This is a genomic window from Acinetobacter sp. 479375, from assembly GCF_000581715.1.
Classification (GTDB): Bacteria; Pseudomonadota; Gammaproteobacteria; order Pseudomonadales; family Moraxellaceae; genus Acinetobacter; species Acinetobacter ursingii.
Map to the genome: position 1 here is coordinate 104,559 of NZ_JEZN01000006.1, position 19,624 is coordinate 124,182.

The 19,624-nt window shown below is 41.9% G+C and carries 22 protein-coding genes and 1 pseudogene; 16 read left to right on the top strand and 7 right to left on the bottom strand.

From position 1 onward, the window contains the following. Positions 1–9: 9 nt before the first annotated feature. Together J500_RS07240 and J500_RS07245 are read left to right on the top strand one after the other, a co-directional pair. Positions 10–843: an NAD-dependent epimerase/dehydratase family protein gene (locus J500_RS07240; RefSeq protein WP_034698927.1), complete on the top strand. Its 834-nt coding sequence runs from the start codon at positions 10–12 to the stop codon at positions 841–843. A 70-nt stretch (positions 844–913) separates the two neighbouring features. After that, positions 914–1,900 (top strand): putative solute-binding protein, encoded by a 987-nt coding sequence (locus tag J500_RS07245; protein WP_034698928.1) that lies wholly within the window; start codon positions 914–916, stop codon positions 1,898–1,900. Positions 1,901–1,958: 58 nt separating this feature from the next. On the opposite strand, the gene plsB is transcribed toward J500_RS07245, so the two are convergent. Then, positions 1,959–4,526, bottom strand: a complete 2,568-nt coding sequence (gene plsB, locus J500_RS07250; RefSeq protein ID WP_004995138.1) for a glycerol-3-phosphate 1-O-acyltransferase PlsB — start codon at positions 4,524–4,526, stop codon at positions 1,959–1,961. A 281-nt stretch (positions 4,527–4,807) separates the two neighbouring features. On the opposite strand from plsB, the gene J500_RS07255 reads away from it, so the two are divergent. Beyond that, complete coding sequence (locus J500_RS07255) at positions 4,808–5,683, top strand: acyl-CoA thioesterase (protein WP_004995137.1); 876 nt, start codon at positions 4,808–4,810, stop codon at positions 5,681–5,683. A gap of 140 nt (positions 5,684–5,823) precedes the next feature. Beyond that, a complete protein-coding gene (locus J500_RS07260) occupies positions 5,824–7,065 on the top strand; it encodes a dicarboxylate/amino acid:cation symporter (protein WP_004995135.1) in 1,242 nt (413 codons plus the stop codon). Between the two features lie 108 nt (positions 7,066–7,173). Here J500_RS07260 and J500_RS07265 read toward each other — a convergent pair whose 3' ends face one another. From J500_RS07265 to J500_RS07290, 6 genes are all read right to left on the bottom strand, one after another. Next, complete coding sequence (locus J500_RS07265; RefSeq protein WP_004995133.1) at positions 7,174–8,118, bottom strand: metal-dependent hydrolase; 945 nt, start codon at positions 8,116–8,118, stop codon at positions 7,174–7,176. A 132-nt stretch (positions 8,119–8,250) separates the two neighbouring features. After that, a complete protein-coding gene (gene yihA, locus J500_RS07270; RefSeq protein ID WP_004995131.1) occupies positions 8,251–9,051 on the bottom strand; it encodes a ribosome biogenesis GTP-binding protein YihA/YsxC in 801 nt (266 codons plus the stop codon). 93 nt (positions 9,052–9,144) lie between these two features. Then, the gene (locus J500_RS07275; RefSeq protein ID WP_004995128.1) at positions 9,145–9,585 is read right to left on the bottom strand and encodes an RrF2 family transcriptional regulator; all 441 of its coding nucleotides are present in this window, start codon (positions 9,583–9,585) and stop codon (positions 9,145–9,147) included. Positions 9,586–9,689: 104 nt separating this feature from the next. Then, entirely contained in the window at positions 9,690–10,454 is a 765-nt protein-coding gene (locus J500_RS07280) for a globin domain-containing protein (protein ID WP_004995125.1), read from the bottom strand. Between the two features lie 208 nt (positions 10,455–10,662). Beyond that, positions 10,663–12,213, bottom strand: coding sequence for a helicase HerA-like domain-containing protein (locus J500_RS07285; RefSeq protein ID WP_004995123.1), 1,551 nt, complete (start codon positions 12,211–12,213; stop codon positions 10,663–10,665). A gap of 17 nt (positions 12,214–12,230) precedes the next feature. Next, entirely contained in the window at positions 12,231–13,427 is a 1,197-nt protein-coding gene (locus tag J500_RS07290) for a PLP-dependent transferase (protein WP_034698930.1), read from the bottom strand. Between the two features lie 169 nt (positions 13,428–13,596). On the opposite strand from J500_RS07290, the gene J500_RS07295 reads away from it, so the two are divergent. The 12 genes and pseudogenes from J500_RS07295 (at position 13,597) to rpsQ (ending at position 19,621) form a co-directional block, all read left to right on the top strand. Next, positions 13,597–14,328, top strand: coding sequence for a type 1 glutamine amidotransferase (locus tag J500_RS07295; protein WP_004995119.1), 732 nt, complete (start codon positions 13,597–13,599; stop codon positions 14,326–14,328). Positions 14,329–14,589: 261 nt separating this feature from the next. Beyond that, on the top strand, positions 14,590–14,901 hold the full coding sequence (rpsJ, locus tag J500_RS07300; RefSeq protein WP_004725677.1) for a 30S ribosomal protein S10: 312 nt from the start codon (positions 14,590–14,592) through the stop codon (positions 14,899–14,901). 59 nt (positions 14,902–14,960) lie between these two features. Next, complete coding sequence (rplC, locus tag J500_RS07305) at positions 14,961–15,599, top strand: 50S ribosomal protein L3 (RefSeq protein ID WP_004985326.1); 639 nt, start codon at positions 14,961–14,963, stop codon at positions 15,597–15,599. Positions 15,600–15,610: 11 nt separating this feature from the next. Beyond that, entirely contained in the window at positions 15,611–16,213 is a 603-nt protein-coding gene (gene rplD, locus J500_RS07310; RefSeq protein WP_004985328.1) for a 50S ribosomal protein L4, read from the top strand. Beyond that, on the top strand, positions 16,210–16,530 hold the full coding sequence (gene rplW, locus J500_RS07315; protein WP_004985330.1) for a 50S ribosomal protein L23: 321 nt from the start codon (positions 16,210–16,212) through the stop codon (positions 16,528–16,530). Before rplD ends, rplW begins: the two co-directional genes overlap by 4 nt. Positions 16,531–16,541: 11 nt before the next feature. Continuing rightward, a complete protein-coding gene (gene rplB, locus J500_RS07320; protein ID WP_004985332.1) occupies positions 16,542–17,366 on the top strand; it encodes a 50S ribosomal protein L2 in 825 nt (274 codons plus the stop codon). A 13-nt stretch (positions 17,367–17,379) separates the two neighbouring features. Continuing rightward, positions 17,380–17,655, top strand: coding sequence for a 30S ribosomal protein S19 (gene rpsS, locus J500_RS07325; RefSeq protein ID WP_004985338.1), 276 nt, complete (start codon positions 17,380–17,382; stop codon positions 17,653–17,655). An 11-nt stretch (positions 17,656–17,666) separates the two neighbouring features. Further along, on the top strand, positions 17,667–17,996 hold the full coding sequence (gene rplV, locus J500_RS07330) for a 50S ribosomal protein L22 (RefSeq protein WP_004754247.1): 330 nt from the start codon (positions 17,667–17,669) through the stop codon (positions 17,994–17,996). Between the two features lies 1 nt (position 17,997). Further along, positions 17,998–18,817, top strand: a pseudogene (rpsC, locus tag J500_RS07335) (30S ribosomal protein S3). Continuing rightward, entirely contained in the window at positions 18,757–19,170 is a 414-nt protein-coding gene (gene rplP / locus J500_RS07340; RefSeq protein ID WP_004985344.1) for a 50S ribosomal protein L16, read from the top strand. Before rpsC ends, rplP begins: the two are co-directional and overlap by 61 nt. Then, entirely contained in the window at positions 19,170–19,367 is a 198-nt protein-coding gene (gene rpmC, locus J500_RS07345) for a 50S ribosomal protein L29 (protein ID WP_000849927.1), read from the top strand. The genes rplP and rpmC overlap by 1 nt, the downstream gene beginning before the upstream one ends. Next, positions 19,364–19,621: a 30S ribosomal protein S17 gene (gene rpsQ, locus J500_RS07350; RefSeq protein ID WP_004924117.1), complete on the top strand. Its 258-nt coding sequence runs from the start codon at positions 19,364–19,366 to the stop codon at positions 19,619–19,621. Before rpmC ends, rpsQ begins: the two co-directional genes overlap by 4 nt. The last annotated feature ends 3 nt before the right edge of the window (positions 19,622–19,624 follow it).

A 19,624-nucleotide genomic window follows, 5' to 3' on the forward strand; every position in this document is an offset into this window, starting at 1 on the left:
GGATCATGCATGCATATTTTATTTATTGGTTATGGTAAAACATCTCAACGCGTTGCCCAATCTCTATTTGAACAGAACTCGAATCAACAGCGACATCAAATTACCACAATTAGCCGTAGCCCGAAAACAGATGTGTACGCGAATCACCTCATTCAAGATGTGCATGACCTTAATCTGGACAATCTTGCACCAATTGATTTGGTCTATGTGGCTTTGGCGCCTTCAGAAAGTAGTGTAGAGGCCTATCGTCAAACCTATCTGGATTCAGTTGAACCAATCGTTCATGCATTAAAATCACATCCTGTACAAAGGATTATGGTGCTGTCATCGACACGGGTTTATGGTGAACATCAGGGCGAACGAGTCGATGATGAATCGCCCATTCAACCTGTAGATGAGCAAGGACAAATCTTGCGTGACATGGAATTAAAATGGCGGGCAGCATATCCGAAACAGACCGTGATAATTCATCCTTCTGGGATCTATGGTCAATCGGTTGCGCGTTTAATAAAAATGGCAGAAAACACCATTAGTTACCCAAAGATTCATTATAGCAACCGCATTCATATTGATGATCTGGCAAGATTTTTAGCGTATTTATCGACATTAAAAAATGTTGATTCGTCTTATATCGTGACCAATAACCACCCTTTAGCTTTACATGAAATTATCTTGTGGTTCCAGCAACAACTCGATTTGCCAAAGCTACAATTGGGCAGTCAGGAAATTTCAGGAAAACGCTTATATGCAACACGGATGCTCAAAACGGGATTTCAATTACAGCATTCAGTTTGCTTTAATGACTATACAATCTGCCTGAAACAACATAGGCAAAGCCAATAATTTAATTAAACTCAAGAATGCGGCAACATCTACAATTAAATTAAACCGATAAATACAAGATTGGTGGACGATGTTTAAACAGGCATTTGGAAGCTTGCTTCTGCTCATCGTGGTACAACAGGTGGCAGCGGTTGAAAAGACATGGTGTGTATATGATCCAGTCGGTGCGCAAGGGGATATTACCCAGCGTTTAAAAGAGATTGTGCTTTATGCACAGCGTGATCAGGTCAATTTGCAACTTAAAATTTATCAGCATGAAACAGAGGCTATTGCACAATTTAATCAGAAAGAATGTTCAGGTCTGGTCGCAACCAACTTTAATACTCGAAACTATAATGCATTTATGGGAAGTACGGCTGGTGTGGGATTTATCACAAATAATATAACCGCGCAGCATTTTATTCAGTTGTTGAACCAACCTGCATTACGTTCTGCCATGCAACAAGGAGAGTATGAGGTGGTCGGGTTTATTCCTGTGGGAATGACCTATATGATGCTCAAAACGCCAACGCTTTATAAAGTGACAGACTTAAAAAATAAACGGATTGGTGTTTTGGCTGAAGTTCCGCCCCAAACGGCTTTGGTGCGTAGTGTGCGTGCACAGCCTGTAGCTGTGAGTTTTGATAACGCAATCAAGGCCTTTAAAAGTAATCAGGTGGATATTTTACCTGTCCCTGTTTATGCTTTACTTGCTTATAATTTGAGAAAAGAGTTTGGTGAATCGACACGAGTCATCAATTTTCCAGTGGTCTATACAGGCTTAAATATTGTGATTCGCGCTGCTGAATACCCATCAGATTTTGGTGTGAATATGCGGCATTGGTTTGCAGGACAGGCAAGGGTGTTGGTGGGACAAGTGATACGCTGGGAAAATCGATTACCCGCGTATTATTGGATGGATGTCTCTGCCACTGAGAAACAAGCTTATAATGTGGTTATTGCTAAAGTACGCAATCAATATTCCCAGAACTTTTTTTACGATCCGCGCTTTGTCAAACTGATCAAAAAATTACGCTGTAAAGATGAACCGCAATATTTTGAGTGTCAGATCTGGTAAATCAAATATGGCAACCGAAGTTGCCCTGTTGAGCTCAAATTTTATATGACAGGATCATTTAAGCTTTTTTACGTTTTGAACGACGTTTTGCTTGTTGTGAAGCGACTGCGTCCAGTGCAGCTTTAAGCTCATCATCATTAAAGGTGGTGATATGTTGCAACATTTGTAAGGTTGCTTCATCCAGTACCAATTTGGCACCTTCAGCCATATTGCTAAAGTTGCGTTCAAACGCGATTGCCCCTTGTTCATTGGTGCAGATATATCCTTGCTGGGTCAGAACTTTGATAAAGCTCTGGAACAATGATTTATCAAAAAATTCAGGTGAGTTGAATTCATAGAGGACCGACAGGCGTTGCCCTAGCAAATGACTCAAATCCTCGACTTGTCTTACCGAAATATTTCCAGAACCACGTTGTGCAATTAATGCCAAGGTCATGTAGTAGCGTTCCAGACTTTGTTTGACTGGAGCTGCTAAGATCACCAATTGATTATGATCTTCTGAATTTGGTGCAGGACTAATCAAGTCGCCTTCACTGTCGCGTTCAATCAGTTTGGCATTGATCAGAGCGTCGGCATATTGACTAATTTGCTGTTCAAGTTGCTCAGGTTTCCATTTCAGGAATAACTCTGCCTGTAAAAACGGATAGAGTGTTTTAATGACATTGATCAGATTTTTCTGGCTAATTCTACCATTGTGTTCAACTAGCGCTGCAATTAAAGAGGGCAGCACAAAAGCATGTAAAATATTATTGCGGAAGTAGGTCAACAACACCGCTTGATAATCTTCGATTGCAATAATGTCGCCTAATACATGCTGAACACGTTTAATCAATTTCAGTTTCAAGCCGTAAGCAATAATTTCTTTACCAGACAGCGGTGTAACTTGTGTGCGCTCATCATAAGGAAGTGTGGTAACAAGATTACGATAAGCATCGAGTTGTTTAATACACAACTCTTCGTCCAATGTGTGTTTAGGGGTTGCCAATAAAATTAAAGAAAGCAACGAAACAGGATTGATCACTACAGCGCGGTTAATATTTTCAACAATCGCATGTGCTGAACTGTTAATGACCTCTGAAACTTGTGGTGGAATCGGATCATCGTTTTTCTCAATTTTGATCTGATCTGCACCATGTGCTTTTAGCAAATCGTCCAGAAACACAGGTTCACCGAAGTTAACGTGTACCTTGCCAAAAATACGTTCAATTTTGCGTAAAGTTTGAATAATCCCGAAGATGGATTCTGCTTCTTTGGGTTTGCCTTGCATTTCTCCTACATAGGTTGAACCTTCCATTAAGCGTTCATAACCAATATATGTAGGAACAAAAACAATCGGCTTGGCACGACCCCTTAAATGACTGTGTATGGTCATGGCCAGCATGCCTGTTTTGGGCGGAAGTAAGCGACCAGTACGCGAGCGGCCCCCTTCAATAAAATATTCAAGTGGGGTATTACGCGACAAAATACTATATAGGTATTCTTTAAATACAGACGTATAAAGTGCATTGCCACGGAACGAACGACGAATAAAAAATGCACCGCCGCCACGTAAAAGCTGACCGACAAATGGCAGATTTAGATTATCTCCCGCTGCAATATACGGCACCATTAAACCACGACGATAAATCACATAAGACAACAATAAATAATCGATATGACTGCGGTGACATGGTGTGTAGATAATTTCGTAGTCTTTGGCCAGTTCACGTACGGTACTAAAGTTATGAACTTCGACACCATCATAAAGTTGTGTCCACAATCGAGTCAGGGCCATATCAGCAAAACGGATGGCTGAATATGAATAATCTGAGACAATTTCATTTAAATAGCCAATCGCACGGCGTTCAGCTTCAAGCATGCTGACTTTGCCGCGAATACTTTCCCGACGAATCGCATCCTGCACATCACGTGATTTGATCAGGGATTCCATCACATTACGGCGGTCAGACAAGTCAGGTCCCAGAACCACTTCACGTTGACTATCTAAATAGTCATTCAGAGTGCTTACGATATATGTGGCAGGAGACAGATTCGGGTAATGCGCACTGGCATAGTTGACCAGTTGGCGTAACGACTGCGGTTCATGAAACTCAACATAAGTTTGACGACCATGCAGACCGATATTCATCAATTGTTTAACTTTACCTGGGGTTGCCCATGTATCGGTAAATAACAACTTAAACCATGAATCTTCTTTATCAGGAGAGCGCCCCCATAGCACCGTGACAGGAACCAGTTCAATATCGTAGTCAGGATGTTTGTCTAAAAACTCAATTAAACGCAGTAATCGCGGAGGAAAGGCATGCGGTGGTGGATTGAGTAAATTCTTTTCATCGTGATGCTGTAAAAATAAAACCGATGCTTTTTCTTTGTGATCATCCATCACCAGTGGATCTAGTGCGGGCTTTAAATGCAAACGACGTGTTTCACCATCAAGAACTAAAGCATTGCTGCGAGAGTAATTTTGTAATACATAGCAGACGACTTTTTTCTGTGCAGGATGTTCTGAAGTCTGCTGATCAGTAGATTCAGAAGGGACTTCCCCAAGAACATGCGGTGTTACCACGAGGTCAAGTAATTTACTCGACAGGCGTCGATACATCTGACCCAAGCCACTCTTGGCCATAAGAACTCCTACTCAAACAACAATCTCTGTCCTAAAGAACGAAAACTGCCTTAGTGAATTGATGTGAAAAACAATGGGCTATTTTCTGATAAATCACATGGATTGCGCTAGTGTTTATCGTTAAAAAACGTATTTTTAATACGAATAACAATGCTAAAGTGTGACATGACAGTCAACTAATCTTGATGGTTATACTCTGAATTTGTGGAAAAATACCGTATATATGTTTTATAGTTTACAGTTGTCTTGTTTTTAAATTGCCGACACTTTAAAGGTATCTTATGAATGCATTAACCCAGGAACTTGTCGAGCTTTTATCTCTTGAAAGGCTTGAAGATCATTTATACCGTGGACAAAGCCGTAATCTGGTCGGAAAACGCGTATTTGGTGGACAAGTTCTGGGACAAGCGTTACGTGCTGCGTCCTATACTACAGATCGTCCTGCACATTCGCTACATGCTTATTTTCTCTATGGCGGTGATGTCAATGCACCGATTATTTATGAAGTCGATCCTTTACGCGATGGTCGAAGCTTTTCTAGTCGTCAAGTTCGTGCTATTCAGCATGGTCGCACCATCTTTTCGGCAATGATATCGTTTGCTTATCTAGAACAAGGCTTGAATTATCAACCAGAAGAACCTAACTATCCAGCGCCAGAAGACCTCAAATCAGAAAATGAACTCAAAGAAGGATTAGTTAATTTCCTGCCTGAAAATGTGCGTGCCAGTTTTATGCGTGATCGACATGTTGAAATTCGCCCGATTGATCCAGTCAATCCATTTCAACCTCAACCACAAGCACCGATTAACGCACACTATATCCGAACCCATGATTCTATTCCTCAAGAGTTGGATGAGCAGTCTTTACATCAAGCGATCGTTGCATTTTATTCTGATTTCAGCTTAATGACGACTTCCTTAAAACCGCATGGTTTAAGCTATATTTCACCGAGTTTGCAATGTGCCAGTATCGATCATGCCATTTATTTTCATCGTCCAGTCCGTGCGGATGAATGGATGCTGTATGACATGGAAGCCACCGTCACTGCAAATTCACGTGGATTAAATTTTGGACGCATGTGGCAAAATGGACAACTGGTTTGTAGTACCACACAAGAGGGGCTTATACGCCTGCGTGAAATAGCTAATAACCAATAAAACCACATCAAATGTTTCAGTAAAGCTGCATGGATGCGGCTTTTTATTTTTAAATTGTCAGATATGCTAAAAAATTATTCGATTCTAGACATCTTGCGTGTCATAGTAATTCAAAACAATGACATTCTATTTCAAATGGTATGAGCTTAAATACACAGATTTTAGTTGCTGCAATCATCGGTATCGCATTTGGGTTTTTATTAAATCTATACCCAGACACCGCTTTTTTTCAACAGAGTCTCTATGGACTTGGTATTATCAGTAGCATATTTATCGGGCTGTTGAAAATGCTTTTAATCCCACTGATTTTTTCCTCAATAGTGGTGGGAGTTTCAAATTTGCAAGCCAGCGGGCAGTTTGGTCGAGTCTGGAAAATCACAGCATTATGTTGTTTAACTACGACTACATTGGCTTTAATTCTCGGTATTGGCTGTGCTCATTTATTTGGAGTGGGCAAAGGCATGGATATCGGAATTTTTAGTGAAGCCATGAGTAATCATCAATCTCCAGATACATTATCGCCATCCACCTTCTTTACGAATTTTATTCAAAATACGCTGATTAATCCCTTTAAAGCTTTTAGCGATGGCAATGTTCTAGCGGTTGTGGTGTTTGCCTTGTTCATCGGGGCGGCTTTAATTAAAGGTGGAGATCGTTTTCAGTCTGTACGGGTTCTAAGCTTACAGTTTTTTGACATCATGATGATGTTGGTCGGCTGGGTCATGAAATTGGCTCCATTAGGAATTTTAGCCTTACTCGCTAAACTGATTGCAACGGAAGATGTCAAAATCCTGAACAGTCTGGCTGAGTTCGCCTTAGTTGTAACAGGAACGACGATTTTTCATGGTGCGGTGGTGTTGCCCTTATTACTGTGGATTTTTGGAAAAATGAATCCCATCACTTTTTTTAAAGGTACACGCTTAGCCCTCATTACTGCTTTTGCCACCAGTTCCAGTTCAGCCACGATGCCATTGAGCATGAAGTGTGCCCAAGAAAATCTCAAGGTTCGCCCACAAACAGCAGGTTTTGTTATTCCTTTAGGAACGCAGTTAAATATGGACGGTACCGCGCTCTATGAAGCCGCTGCCGCATTATTTATTGCCAATTTGGTAGGAATGGATTTAACCCTGACTCAGCAATTGATTGTTTGTTTAACTGCCATGATTGCATCATTGGGTGCGCCAGGCATTCCAAGTGCAGGAATGGTCACCATGATCATGGTGCTACAGTCTGTTGGGCTTCCTGCCGAAGCGATTGCGATTTTACTGCCAATCGACCGAATTTTAGATACGGTACGAACTGTGGTCAATGTGCAGGGAGATATGATGATTAGTGTCGTGGTAGATCGTTATGCCAAATCAGATTCTATTGAACCATCTTAAAATGCAGTGCGATTAAGATGGTCGACTGAAGACATTGCATCACGAGAATGATAAAAAGCAGAGGAGAACTTCTGCTTTTTATCTCTTGTTTTACGCAGGTAACTTCATTCAAGCAGCAGTTAATAACGCCCGTTTCGCTGCTGGAGATTGATCTAAATATTGGACAGCATCTTCGGTACTTCCTTCTTTGACTGGATCGTACCATGGCATTAAATAATCGATCTGTTGTGCAACCAACCAGATTGGGCTAGGAAGGACTTGGTTATCCTTGCGCCCTTGTTTAAGCCATTCTAACCAGATCCAAGGATGCCACAGACTCGGATTTTTATCTGCGAAACGTGGGTCTTGTTTCATGATATGTGCGGCACCATCGACCCATAAACCTAATACCCCCGCAATCACTGCGACACTTAAATAATAACGGGCAATATAACCACCACCTAAATGACGATATAAATCAAATGCAACTGTCCGATGTTCAATTTCTTCTGCACCATGCCATTTGACTAAATCGACCATTTCAGGGTCAGCGCCGAGTTCTTCCCATTTTTTGTTGTAAAGCGCGTATTTACCCAATACGCACGTCATGTGTTCTACTGTGGCAATCACACCTAAACGAAATAAATCCCACTGATGTTGTAACGCTTTAGGCACGTCATAGTCTAGAGGTTTATCTGCCAATAACTTGCTAAATAAAAAGTTCATGATGTCCAGATTACGCTGGATATCGATATTACGGGCAGACAAATATTCTTTATTGGCAGAGGTATGCGCATTGGCATGCATGGCTTCTTGCCGAATAAAAGCCTGTACATCTTGTTTGAGTTTTTCATCGGTAATTTGCGGCAAGACTTTATTATAAAGACGACAGAACCAGAACTCGCCCGCAGGTAAGATATTGTTAATTTCATTGATGAAATAACTGGCAAAAGGTTGATTGGGAATCCAGTCCACTGGAGTTTCTTTCCAGTCGAATTTTACCTTTCGTGGTTGAATGCGATAGTGAATCGAAGATCCTGGCAACTTGTGTTTAAAAAATGAAAAAATACTCATGTCCTTACCTTTATTTGTTCTTATCGAACTTTTGCTGGTTTTTTTGAGTATAAAAAATGCCCCTGTATTTTGCTTTGCAATACGGGACATTCAATTGTCATTACGTGATGAAATGATCAGAAAAGCGGTAGTTTATTCTTCTTTTAATACTAAATCTGCTTCATCTTCATCATCAATTGTAGCCTCTGCAATTTGACTGAGGTCAAACTCAGACTGTTGCTCTAAGGTATAATTTAAGCGACCTGCCATTACACTGGCAAGCTCTTCAAGTCCTTGTTTATTGAGTGATGAAAAAAGTTGAATGGAAAAATTCAGCTTCATCTTTTTTAGGTTTTGTTTAACTTCGAGTAGGGCTTGATGAGCAGGGCCACGATTCATTTTGTCCGCTTTGGTCAGTAAAATATGCACAAACAATTTACGTGAATGCGCCCATTCCAGCATCATGGTATCGAAATGTTGGAGTGGATGACGAATATCCATCAATAGCACTAAACCCTGTAAGCTTTGACGATGAATCAGATAATTTTCCAGTTCTTTCTGCCAAACCCGTTTCATATCTTCAGGGACAGCGGCATAACCATAGCCTGGCAAATCCACCAAACGCTGATCAGGATTCCCTAGACTAAAAAAGTTAATCATCTGGGTACGTCCTGGCTTTTTAGACGCACGTGCCAGTTGTTTTTGATTGGTTAAGGTGTTAATGGCACTGGACTTGCCTGCATTGGAACGTCCTGCAAAGGCAATTTCATAACCTGTATCTTCTACACAAAGTGCCAGTTTGGGCGCACTCATTAAAAATTCAGCTTTGCGTAGCCAATTGAGTGCCTTTACTGAGTATTCAGTAATTGCAGGATCAGCCTTTTTCTCATAACTAATTTTTTGTTTAGGGGCGAGTTTGGCTTTGGTGTCTTTGGATTTCGCATAGCGATGCATAGAGCTTAACTTTTACAATCAAAATATATATAAAACGCATTATAAAGGATGCGAGCCTTTGACGCGAATTTTAACCGCATTTGGATCAAACGATCAGGAGATCGAGATAAACTCGATGGGTGAATGACTGGAAGTAGAAGGCGGAGCAGCCAAAACATCGGCTAAAGTGTATTGGTCGAGTGTTTGATAAAAGCTTTCCAGTGCATCATCTAAAATTCCTTTTAAGCCGCAGTGCGAGCGTAATACACAAGGCGGAGTATTGCATTCTACAATCTGATGATCACCTTGTAAGATCCGTACGATTTTACCCAATGTCAGATCGAGCGCTTTGGGATTTAAACGAAGTCCACCGCCTTTGCCGCGCGTGGTAATGATCCACTCTTGTTTAGCCATGAAATGTACAATTTTGACCAAATGATTTTGAGAAACATGCAAATCAGCCGCGATTTCTGCGATGGTATACGGCATTTCACTTGGGCGTGAAACGTACATGAGTATACGCAAGGCATAGTCGGTAAATTTATTGAGTTGCATGTTGAGCTAAATACCAGAAATTTATAAAGATCATATTAGCCTGAAAGTTTCCCGAAGGAAACTCCCGAGTCCAAACACCTGAAAATCACAGTTTTATATTCAGTTTAACCTTTGAGAGGAGCAGAAACAGCGAGCTCATCTCCGACTTGATAGTGACTTAACAGAATATTGGCAACATCGTATTCACTATGTTCAGCCTGTGATTTGACTAAGAAACCATATTGAGCTGTATCCTGAGCTGAACTAAAGCTAAATTGTTGAGGTTGATCAATTCCTTTCTCGGGAACATGGACTTTGACTGAGATATATTCACCTGCTTGTGCCGTTGGAATCGTTTGTTGATCGGCTGCACGAATGTTAAAAAATTTACCTTCTGCATGATCTTCGATCGACACAATTTTGAAATTACGCCAACCTGACCATCCTCCACTTTGCGAAGCCAACTGATCATATTTTTGTTGCTCAGCCCCAATCAAAATATCAGCTAATTGCAAATAGGCTTGTTTCCACGCTTCGATTAAATCTGATTCAAACGGGACATCAAGCACTTCACTAATCGAATGTAATAAGTTTTCTCCCACAATCGAATATTGCGCGGGTTGAATATCCAGACTGACATGTTTGGTTGCAATATGTTCCACTGCTTTGGCTAGTTTCTCAGGGGTTTCGATATTTTCTGCATAGGCCAAAACTGCTGCGGCTAAGGCACGTGGTTGACGTCCTGTTGTTTGGTGATCCAGATTAAACACATTTTTGAGTTCAGGATGATTGCCAAGCATACGCTTATAAAAATAGCTGGTCAGTGCGACGCCGTGTTCACGTAAGACAGGTACAGTTGATTTTACAAGTTCGATTTGTTGTGGAGTCATGGCTAGACCTTTTTATCTGGCTATATAAGATATATTTAAAATACATCTTATAAAATACATTTGCAATGCATCTTTAATTAAAAGTCATGATTTTTTTAAGGGATTAAATAGATCGTATTAGTCAAATTGATTGGTTTTTCGCAAAAAAATTAAACACTGATTTTACAAGAGATTAGTTTTGTAAAATCAGTGTATTTTTGAAAGTTATTTAGCGTTTTCCAAACAAGGAGCCGAGCAAGCCGCGAACCAGTCTTTGTCCTGTTGGTCCGCCTAAACTACGTGCTGCGCTTTTTGCAAAGGTTCCAAGTACGTCTTGTGTGAGCTTGTCTCGCTCGCGTTGTGCTTTTTCATCTGCCTTTTGCTGTTCACGTGCTAAACGCTCTTGTTCTTTTGCCTGTTGCTTCGCATCTGTTTCTTGTTGTTTGGCTTGTTGTGCGGCTTCGAGCTGGGCTTGTTGTTGCGCTGCACTTTCGCTCACTTTGCGCTGTAACATTTCATAGGCGCTATCTCGATCTACAGCGTGTTCATAGATTCCTGCGACAATACTTTGCGACATTAATGCTTTACGTTCATCAGCGCTTAAAGGGCTAAATGCAGAATAGGGAGGCATGATCCAGCCACGTTCCACGATCTGTGGCGTGCCTTGTTCATCCAGAAAACTAATCAATGCTTCACCAACGGCAAGCTCAGTAATGGCTTGATCCACTTTAAATTCAGGATTGGCACGAAAGGTATCTGCTGCTGTTTTCACTGCTTTTTGATCTTTTGGTGTAAAGGCACGTAAAGCATGTTGAACCCGATTTCCGAGTTGCCCTAAAACCGTTTCTGGTATGTCGAGTGGATTTTGGCTAATAAAATAAATGCCCACACCTTTGGAGCGAATCAAGCGTACCACTTGTTCAATTTTTTGTTGGAGAGCAGGGCTGGCATTGTCAAAAAGTAAGTGCGCTTCATCAAAGAAAAATACTAGTTTTGGTTTATCCAGATCTCCAACTTCTGGTAATTGTTCAAATAACTCTGAAAGCATCCACAGCAAAAAGGTCGCATAAAGTTTAGGCGTATTCATCAGTTTATCTGCGGCGAGCAGGTTGATATAACCATGACCATTACTATCGGTCTGAATAAAATCCAGAATATTTAAACTTGGCTCACCAAAAAACTGTTCACCACCTTGATCACCCAATGCCAATAAATTTCGCTGGATTGCACCTAAACTTGCAGGGGATAAATTGCCATAATCTGCTTTTAAGTCATTTGCATTGTCACTGACATAACTCAGCATGGCCTTTAAGTCTTTAAAATCAATGAGCAATAACCCTTGATCATCTGCAATACGAAACACCGCAGAAAGCACACCTTCCTGTGTATCATTTAAATTCAGCATTTGAGCCAAAAGCAATGGCCCGATTTCAGAGACAGTGGTACGAATTGGATGACCTTGTTCACCAAATAAATCCCAAAAAATAGTGGGAGAAGCAGCAAACGCAATAGTGTCTATACCAAGTGATTTAATCCGTTCATCAAATTTTGGATTATCACTTCCCGCTTTGGCAATACTCGAGACGTCACCTTTTGCATCTGCTAAAAAAACAGGCACACCAATCCGAGAAAAATTTTCAGCCATGACTTTGAGTGTCACAGTTTTACCTGTTCCTGTTGCACCTGCAATCAGACCGTGACGGTTCGCAAATTCGGAATGTAAAACAATATCCTGATGAATATCTGTGGTTTTTTTTGCAATCACAATTGGTGTGCTCATACTTATTCCTATTCTTATCACTTTTCAATTTGTTGGAGTGCATTTTGGATATCTTGTATTAAATCTTGGGCAGATTCTAGTCCTATACAAAAGCGAACCAATAAACCCTGTTGTAGATGTGTATTTGGCAATACTCTCATTTGTTTTAAATCATAAAGCATCACCAGGCTTACGGGGCCGCCCCAACTAAAACCTAATTTAAATAATGTTAAGGCATCACAAAAGCGGCGAACGGCGTTCATGTCATAGTCGGCTTGAATGATCACACTGACCAAACCTGCGCTTTGTTGATCAATACAGGTTTCTTGCCAAAAGGCGTGTCCAGGGCTATTCGCATCGCTGGGATGTAAAACTTGTGCAAACTCAGGCTGTTGTTTGAGCCACGCTAATAGATCTTGTGTGGTTTTGGCTTGTTGTTGATAACGTAGGTGTATATGCGGCAGGCTACGTATAACCTGTGCGGTATCATCACCCGACACACAAATACCTTGTGTGGCATGCATCTTAAAGAGCTGATGATAAAGTTTCTGATCCCGAGTAATTACGCTGCCCATTAAGATATCACCACCACCGCTTGGATACTTGGTAAGCGCATGGACAGTGATGTCAACGGATAAGTGTTCATCTGAAAAATCGAAAGCGTTAAAGGCGAGCCCTGCGCCCCATGTATTGTCCAATGCAATCAACACATTGGCTTGTCGGGCTTTTTTAACCAGATTTTTAAGATCGGGAAATTCTAAAGTGACTGAACCTGCCGCTTCGAGCCAGATCAGTTTAGTGTGTGTAGAAGGCGTAAATGAATCTACATCGATCGGATTATAGACTTTGACGATGATGCCATAACGTTGTTGTAGATTTTTGAGATGTTCCATGTTTGGCCCATACACATTATCTGGAACCCAAACTTCATCGCCTTGATTTAAAAAGGTTGAATTAACCAGATTAATGGCAGATAGTCCACTCGGTGCGAGTAAGCAATGTGTCCCCCCTTCAAGCTGTGCTAATTGATCAGCTAAGGTATAAGTGGTCGGTGTGCCATGTGTGCCATAACTATAATCATAAGCATCTGTCCAATGCCGATCAAAAAGGTGCGCTGTCGATGGAAATATAATCGTCGATGCACGAAACAGGGGAGGTTGAATGCTCACGATGTATTGAGGAGCCTTTCGTGGGGCGTGAATAAGCTGGGTTTGAATGGTTTTATTATCTGTCATGGTGCATATCATTTAGGTGATTTAGCTCTAGATTAAAAAATATAAATCCTTTCTGCTAGTTTTGGTCGAGTTTTGTGAGTATTTATTTACATAAAACTGTGTTGACAAAAGTTGGCTTCATTTTTGCTATGACTTAGCTAATACCAACAACAATATAGGTTCTAAGTGCATGAAGTCGCATTTAAAAGTGCATTATTTTCAGCATATTGCTGGTGAAGGGTTCGGGAGTTGTTATGATTTTTTGAAAACACATCAGTCAAAAATTACCGCGACTGAATTTTTCGCACTCCCCCCTGATTTACCGCTTGAAATAGAGGCGCTCCCTCGTATTGATGATGTCGATTTACTGATCATTATGGGCGGAACCATGAGTGTTAATGATGAAGCTAATTTTCCTTGGTTGAAAATTGAAAAACGCTGGATTCGTCGCTATTTAGCCGCGGGTAAACCGGCGATTGGATTGTGTCTGGGTGGACAACTGATTGCGAATGCTTTAGGTGCTGCCGTGAGCCGCAATCCATTTCAGGAGTTAGGCTGGACGACCGTACATCGAGTACCACAATCGGCAGCACAGTGTTTTCCTTTACCCTCTTCTTTGCATGTGATGCAGTGGCACAGTGAAACTTTTGAGATTCCCAAAGGCGCGATTCATTTAGCTGAAAATGACGTCTGTCGTAATCAGATGTATCAGATTGGGCAAAATGTTTTAGGTTTTCAGTTTCACCCAGAAATCACCCCACAAACACTGGCGTTATTTTTGGAAAATGATGATGAAGTGGCCATTTTTCAAGGAGAATATGTACAGCCAGCCAATCAACTCAAACAATCAAAACAATCAAAATTTATAGAAGGAAACCAATTGCTCAATCAGGCGATTGAATATGTAGTGAACGCATCGTAATCAAAATAAAATGCAAATGATTTAAAATAAAACTCGGATATTTAACGATTCAGCAACAAATAGAATTGCATAAGACTTAAACAGTCGTTATAATGAGCGACCCTCAAATTGTGAGGTCATTTACTGCAAAGAACGTAGTAAATGCATGACAGTCGCGGCATCGATCGTGACCTTAGTGATTTTCACTGCCTTTGACACTTACCAATGGGTGAGGTGCGTCAAAGGTGATTCTTTATATATTTTGGCTTGGAGTTTACTGGTATGTCTAACCAGAGAATCCGTATCCGTCTTAAGTCTTTTGATCATCGTCTGATTGATCAATCTTCTCAAGAGATCGTAGAAACCGCTAAGCGTACTGGCGCACAAGTGTGTGGTCCAATCCCGATGCCTACTCGCATCGAACGCTTCAACGTTCTTACTTCACCGCACGTAAACAAAGATGCGCGTGATCAGTACGAAATCCGCACCTACAAACGTTTGATCGATATCGTTCAACCAACAGATAAAACTGTTGATGCATTGATGAAATTGGATCTTGCAGCGGGTGTTGATGTTCAGATCGCATTGGGTTAAGGCTTTCGGGTTAATTAGTGCCTGGCATTAATTAAGCTGCTTTTTTAGAGGTTACACACATGGCTATTGGTTTAGTCGGCCGCAAGTGCGGTATGACCCGTATCTTTACAGATGCCGGCGTCTCTGTGCCTGTTACAGTGATTGAGGTTGATCCTAACCGTATCACTCAAATTAAAACGCTTGAAACTGATGGTTATCAAGCGGTTCAAGTTACTACTGGTGAACGTCGTGAATCTCGCGTAACCAATGCACAGAAAGGTCACTTTGCGAAAGCGGGTGTGGCTGCTGGTCGTTTGGTTAAAGAGTTTCGCGTGACTGAAGCTGAGCTTGAAGGTCGTGAAGTTGGCGGCAGTATTGGTGTTGATTTGTTCACAGTGGGTCAAATTGTTGACGTTACTGGTCAATCAAAAGGTAAAGGTTTCCAAGGTGGTGTTAAGCGTTGGAACTTCCGTACCCAAGACGCGACTCACGGTAACTCAGTTTCTCACCGTGTTTTAGGTTCTACAGGTCAAAACCAAACTCCTGGACGCGTGTTCAAAGGCAAAAAAATGGCCGGTCACTTAGGTGATGAACGCGTAACAGTACAAGGTCTTGAAATTGTATCCGTTGATGCAGAACGTTCAGTTCTTGTTGTTAAAGGTGCGATTCCTGGTGCTACTGGTGGCGACGTTATCGTTCGTCCTACGATCAAGGCCTGAGGGGAAATAACGTGAATTTAAAAACTGTTTCCGGCTCTGCTGTTGAGTTGTCTGAAGTTGCTTTCGGACGTGAATTTAATGAAGCGCTTGTACACCAAGTGGTTACGGCTTATTTAGCTGGTGGCCGTCAAGGTACGCGTGCTCAAAAATCACGTGCTGAAGTATCTGGTGGTGGTAAAAAGCCATTCCGTCAAAAAGGTACTGGCCGCGCTCGTGCTGGTTCTATTCGTAGCCCAATCTGGGTTGGCGGTGGTAAAACTTTTGCTGCACGTCCACAAGACTGGTCTCAAAAAGTAAACCGCAAAATGTACCGCGGTGCAATGCAATGTATCCTTGCTGAACTTGTTCGTCAGGATCGTCTTGTATTGGTTGAAGAGTTTGCTGTTGCTGCTCCTAAAACTAAAGAATTGCTTGCAAAACTTAACGACTTGAATGCAGCTCGTGCACTTATCGTGACTGATGCTGTAGATGAGAACTTATATCTTGCTGCACGTAACCTTCCACACGTTGATGTGGTAGATGCTGCTGCAATCGATCCTGTTAGCTTGATCGCGTTTGATAAAGTTGTCATGTCTGTAGCTGCTGCTAAGAAAATTGAGGTAGAACTCGGATGAACAACGAACGTATCTATCAAGTCCTAAAAGGACCGGTCTTCTCAGAAAAGGCACAAGTTTTAGGTGATACTGCTGGTGTTCAAGTGTTTAAAGTTGATATTAATGCAACTAAGCTTGAAGTTAAAAAAGCAGTAGAACAACTATTTGGTGTAGAAGTTGTTAAAGTTAACACAACTATTACTAAAGGTAAGACTAAGCGCTTTGGTAAAACATTAGGACGTCGTTCTGATGTTAAAAAAGCATACGTCACCCTGAAAGCTGGCCAAGATGTTGAAATGGCTGACTTGGGCGATACCGCTGAAAGCGCAGCGGAATAAGGACGAAAATTATGCCGATTCAAAAATGTAAGCCAACGTCTCCAGGACGTCGCTTTGTAGAGAAAGTGGTGCATAGCCATCTTCACAAAGGCGCGCCTTATGCACCGTTGGTTGAAGCTAAAAAACGTACTGGTGGTCGTAATAACAACGGTCACATTACGACTCGTCACGTTGGTGGTGGACACAAGCAAAACTACCGTATCGTTGACTTTAAACGTAACAAAGATGGCGTTCCTGCAACTGTAGAGCGCATTGAGTACGATCCTAACCGTACAGCGCATATTGCTTTGTTGAAATATGCTGATGGTGAACGTCGTTACATCATTGCGCCTAAAGGTTTGCGTGCGGGTGATAAAGTTCAATCTGGTAACGATGCTCCAATTCGTCCAGGTAACTGCTTACCACTTCGTAATATGCCTATCGGTTCTACACTACATAACGTTGAACTTAAAATCGGTAAAGGTGCTCAAATTGCACGTTCTGCTGGTACATCAGTTCAGTTGTTGGGTCGTGATGGTTCTTACGCAATCATTCGTCTGCGTTCAGGCGAAATGCGTAAAGTACATGTTGAATGCCGTGCTGTTATTGGTGAAGTTTCTAACCAAGAAAGCAACCTACGTTCATTGGGTAAAGCTGGTGCAGCGCGCTGGCGTGGTGTTCGTCCTACCGTTCGTGGTATGGCGATGAACCCAGTTGACCATCCACACGGTGGTGGTGAAGGGCGTAACAAAGGTATCCAACCTGTAAGCCCATGGGGTCAAAAAGCGAAAGGGTACAAGACTCGTACCAATAAGCGTACGACTAAGATGATTATCCGCGACCGTCGCGTCAAGTAAAGGAATCTGACTAATGCCTCGTTCATTAAAAAAAGGTCCATTCGTCGACGCGCATTTGTTCGCTAAGGTTGAAGCTGCTGTAGCTGCTAACAACCGTAAGCCGATCAAAACTTGGTCTCGTCGCTCAATGATTCTTCCGGATTTTGTTGGTTTAACAATTTCTGTTCATAATGGTCGTAACCACGTTCCAGTAATCATTACTGAGCACATGGTTGGTCATAAACTCGGTGAATTCGCGCCAACTCGTACCTATCGTGGTCACGGTGTTGACAAGAAATCTAAACGTTAATAGGTGTCATGATGGAAGTAACTGCTAAATTACGCGGTGCCGCTATCTCGGCACAAAAGGCACGTTTGGTTGCAGACCTAATCCGTGGCAAATCTGTTGCTCACGCGCTTAATATCCTAAACTTCAGCAACAAAAAAGCTGCTGTTTTAGTGAAAAAAGCTTTGGAATCTGCAATTGCAAATGCTGAACACAATAACAGTTTAGATGTAGACGACCTTAAAGTTTCTACGATTTACGTTGATGAAGGCATTAGCCTGAAACGTATTATGCCACGTGCTAAAGGCCGTGCAGATCGTATTACTAAGCGTACTTGTCACATCACCGTTAAGGTAGGGGTTTGATATGGGTCAGAAGGTTCATCCAATCGGTATCCGCCTAGGTGTTGTGAAACGTCATAACGCTAACTGGTATGCGAATCCGAAACAATACGCTGAATACTTGCTTAAAGATCTTCAAGTTCGTGAGTTTTTAACTAAAAAACTTAAGAGCGCGATGGTGAGCAATATTCTTATCGAACGTCCAACAGGCGCTGCTAAAGTAACGATTAGCACTGCTCGTCCTGGTATCGTGATCGGTAAAAAAGGCGAAGACATTGAAAAATTACAGCGCGAACTTACCAATATTATGGGTGTTCCTGCGCAAGTAAGCATCAACGAAATCGATCGCCCAGACTTAGATGCGCGTTTAGTTGCTGAAGCAATTGCTTCTCAATTGGAAAAGCGTGTGATGTTCCGTCGTGCTATGAAGCGTGCGGTTCAAAACACCATGCGTGCTGGTGCTAAAGGTATCAAAGTTGAAGTTTCAGGCCGTTTAGGTGGTGCAGAGATTGCACGTACTGAGTGGTATCGTGAAGGTCGTGTACCTTTGCATACACTTCGTGCGGACATCGATTATGCAACTATGCGTGCAGAAACAACTTACGGTACGATTGGTGTTAAAGTCTGGATTTTCCGTGGTGAGATCTTAGGTGGCATGAAACAAGTCATGAACCCTGCTCCTGCTGAAGAGCGTCCAGCTAAACGCGGTCGTGGTCGTGGTGAAGGTCAAGAACAGCGTCGTGGACGTCGTAATGACCGTGCTGCTGACAAGGGAGAATAATCCATGTTGCAACCTAAACGTACCAAATTCCGTAAGATGCACAAAGGCCGTAACACTGGTCTAGCGCATCGTGGTAGTACAGTATCATTTGGTTCGATTGCGATTAAAGCGACTGAACGTGGTCGTATGACTGCGCGTCAGATCGAAGCTGCGCGTCGTACTATTAGCCGTCGTATTAAGCGTGGTGGTAAAATCTTCATCCGCGTATTCCCAGACAAGCCAATTACCGAAAAACCATTAGAAGTACGTATGGGTAACGGTAAAGGTAATGTGGAATACTGGGTTTGCGAGATCAAGCCAGGTAAGATCCTGTACGAAATTGAAGGTGTGAACGATGAATTAGCAACTGAAGCATTTAAGCTTGCTGCTGCTAAACTTCCGTTTAAAACCACTATCGTGACTCGGACGGTAATGTAATGAAAACTAAAGATCTACGTGAAAAATCGGTAGAAGAGTTGAAAGCGTTGCTTGATGAGCAACAGCTTAACCAATTCCGTCTTCGTATGGCGAAAGCGACTGGTCAATTGGGTAAATCGCACGAAGTGCAAATTGCTCGTAAAACTATCGCTCGTATCAAGACACTCCTTACCGAAAAACAGGGGAACGGACAATGAGTGAAAAAACAGTCCGCACGTTAACCGGCAAAGTCGTAAGCGACAAAATGGACAAGTCTATTGTTGTTCTTATTGAACGCCGCGTTCAACACCCGTTGTATGGCAAATCAATCCGCCGTTCAACTAAACTACACGCTCATGATGAGAACAATGTTGCTAAATTAGGCGACCTAGTGACCATCAAAGAAAGCCGCCCAATTTCTAAAACTAAAGCTTGGACTTTAGTGGAAGTGGTTGAAGTAGCTGCTGAGTAATTA

Bases quoted from the DNA above. Each gene is read 5' to 3' on its own strand.
- rplW (WP_004985330.1), top strand. From the start codon at position 16,210: ATGAACAACGAACGTATCTATCAAGTCCTAAAAGGACCGGTCTTCTCA.
- yihA (WP_004995131.1), bottom strand. From the start codon at position 9,051: ATGCATCGCTATGCGAAATCCAAAGACACCAAAGCCAAACTCGCCCCT.
- J500_RS07275 (WP_004995128.1), bottom strand. From the start codon at position 9,585: ATGCAACTCAATAAATTTACCGACTATGCCTTGCGTATACTCATGTAC.
- J500_RS07295 (WP_004995119.1), top strand. From the start codon at position 13,597: ATGAAGTCGCATTTAAAAGTGCATTATTTTCAGCATATTGCTGGTGAA.
- J500_RS07280 (WP_004995125.1), bottom strand. From the start codon at position 10,454: ATGACTCCACAACAAATCGAACTTGTAAAATCAACTGTACCTGTCTTA.
- rpmC (WP_000849927.1), top strand. From the start codon at position 19,170: ATGAAAACTAAAGATCTACGTGAAAAATCGGTAGAAGAGTTGAAAGCG.
- plsB (WP_004995138.1), bottom strand. From the start codon at position 4,526: ATGGCCAAGAGTGGCTTGGGTCAGATGTATCGACGCCTGTCGAGTAAA.
- rplC (WP_004985326.1), top strand. From the start codon at position 14,961: ATGGCTATTGGTTTAGTCGGCCGCAAGTGCGGTATGACCCGTATCTTT.
- rplP (WP_004985344.1), top strand. From the start codon at position 18,757: ATGTTGCAACCTAAACGTACCAAATTCCGTAAGATGCACAAAGGCCGT.
- J500_RS07245 (WP_034698928.1), top strand. From the start codon at position 914: ATGTTTAAACAGGCATTTGGAAGCTTGCTTCTGCTCATCGTGGTACAA.
- J500_RS07255 (WP_004995137.1), top strand. From the start codon at position 4,808: ATGAATGCATTAACCCAGGAACTTGTCGAGCTTTTATCTCTTGAAAGG.
- J500_RS07240 (WP_034698927.1), top strand. From the start codon at position 10: ATGCATATTTTATTTATTGGTTATGGTAAAACATCTCAACGCGTTGCC.
- J500_RS07290 (WP_034698930.1), bottom strand. From the start codon at position 13,427: ATGACAGATAATAAAACCATTCAAACCCAGCTTATTCACGCCCCACGA.
- rpsQ (WP_004924117.1), top strand. From the start codon at position 19,364: ATGAGTGAAAAAACAGTCCGCACGTTAACCGGCAAAGTCGTAAGCGAC.
- J500_RS07265 (WP_004995133.1), bottom strand. From the start codon at position 8,118: ATGAGTATTTTTTCATTTTTTAAACACAAGTTGCCAGGATCTTCGATT.
- rpsS (WP_004985338.1), top strand. From the start codon at position 17,380: ATGCCTCGTTCATTAAAAAAAGGTCCATTCGTCGACGCGCATTTGTTC.
- rplV (WP_004754247.1), top strand. From the start codon at position 17,667: ATGGAAGTAACTGCTAAATTACGCGGTGCCGCTATCTCGGCACAAAAG.
- rpsJ (WP_004725677.1), top strand. From the start codon at position 14,590: ATGTCTAACCAGAGAATCCGTATCCGTCTTAAGTCTTTTGATCATCGT.
- rplB (WP_004985332.1), top strand. From the start codon at position 16,542: ATGCCGATTCAAAAATGTAAGCCAACGTCTCCAGGACGTCGCTTTGTA.
- J500_RS07260 (WP_004995135.1), top strand. From the start codon at position 5,824: ATGAGCTTAAATACACAGATTTTAGTTGCTGCAATCATCGGTATCGCA.
- J500_RS07285 (WP_004995123.1), bottom strand. From the start codon at position 12,213: ATGAGCACACCAATTGTGATTGCAAAAAAAACCACAGATATTCATCAG.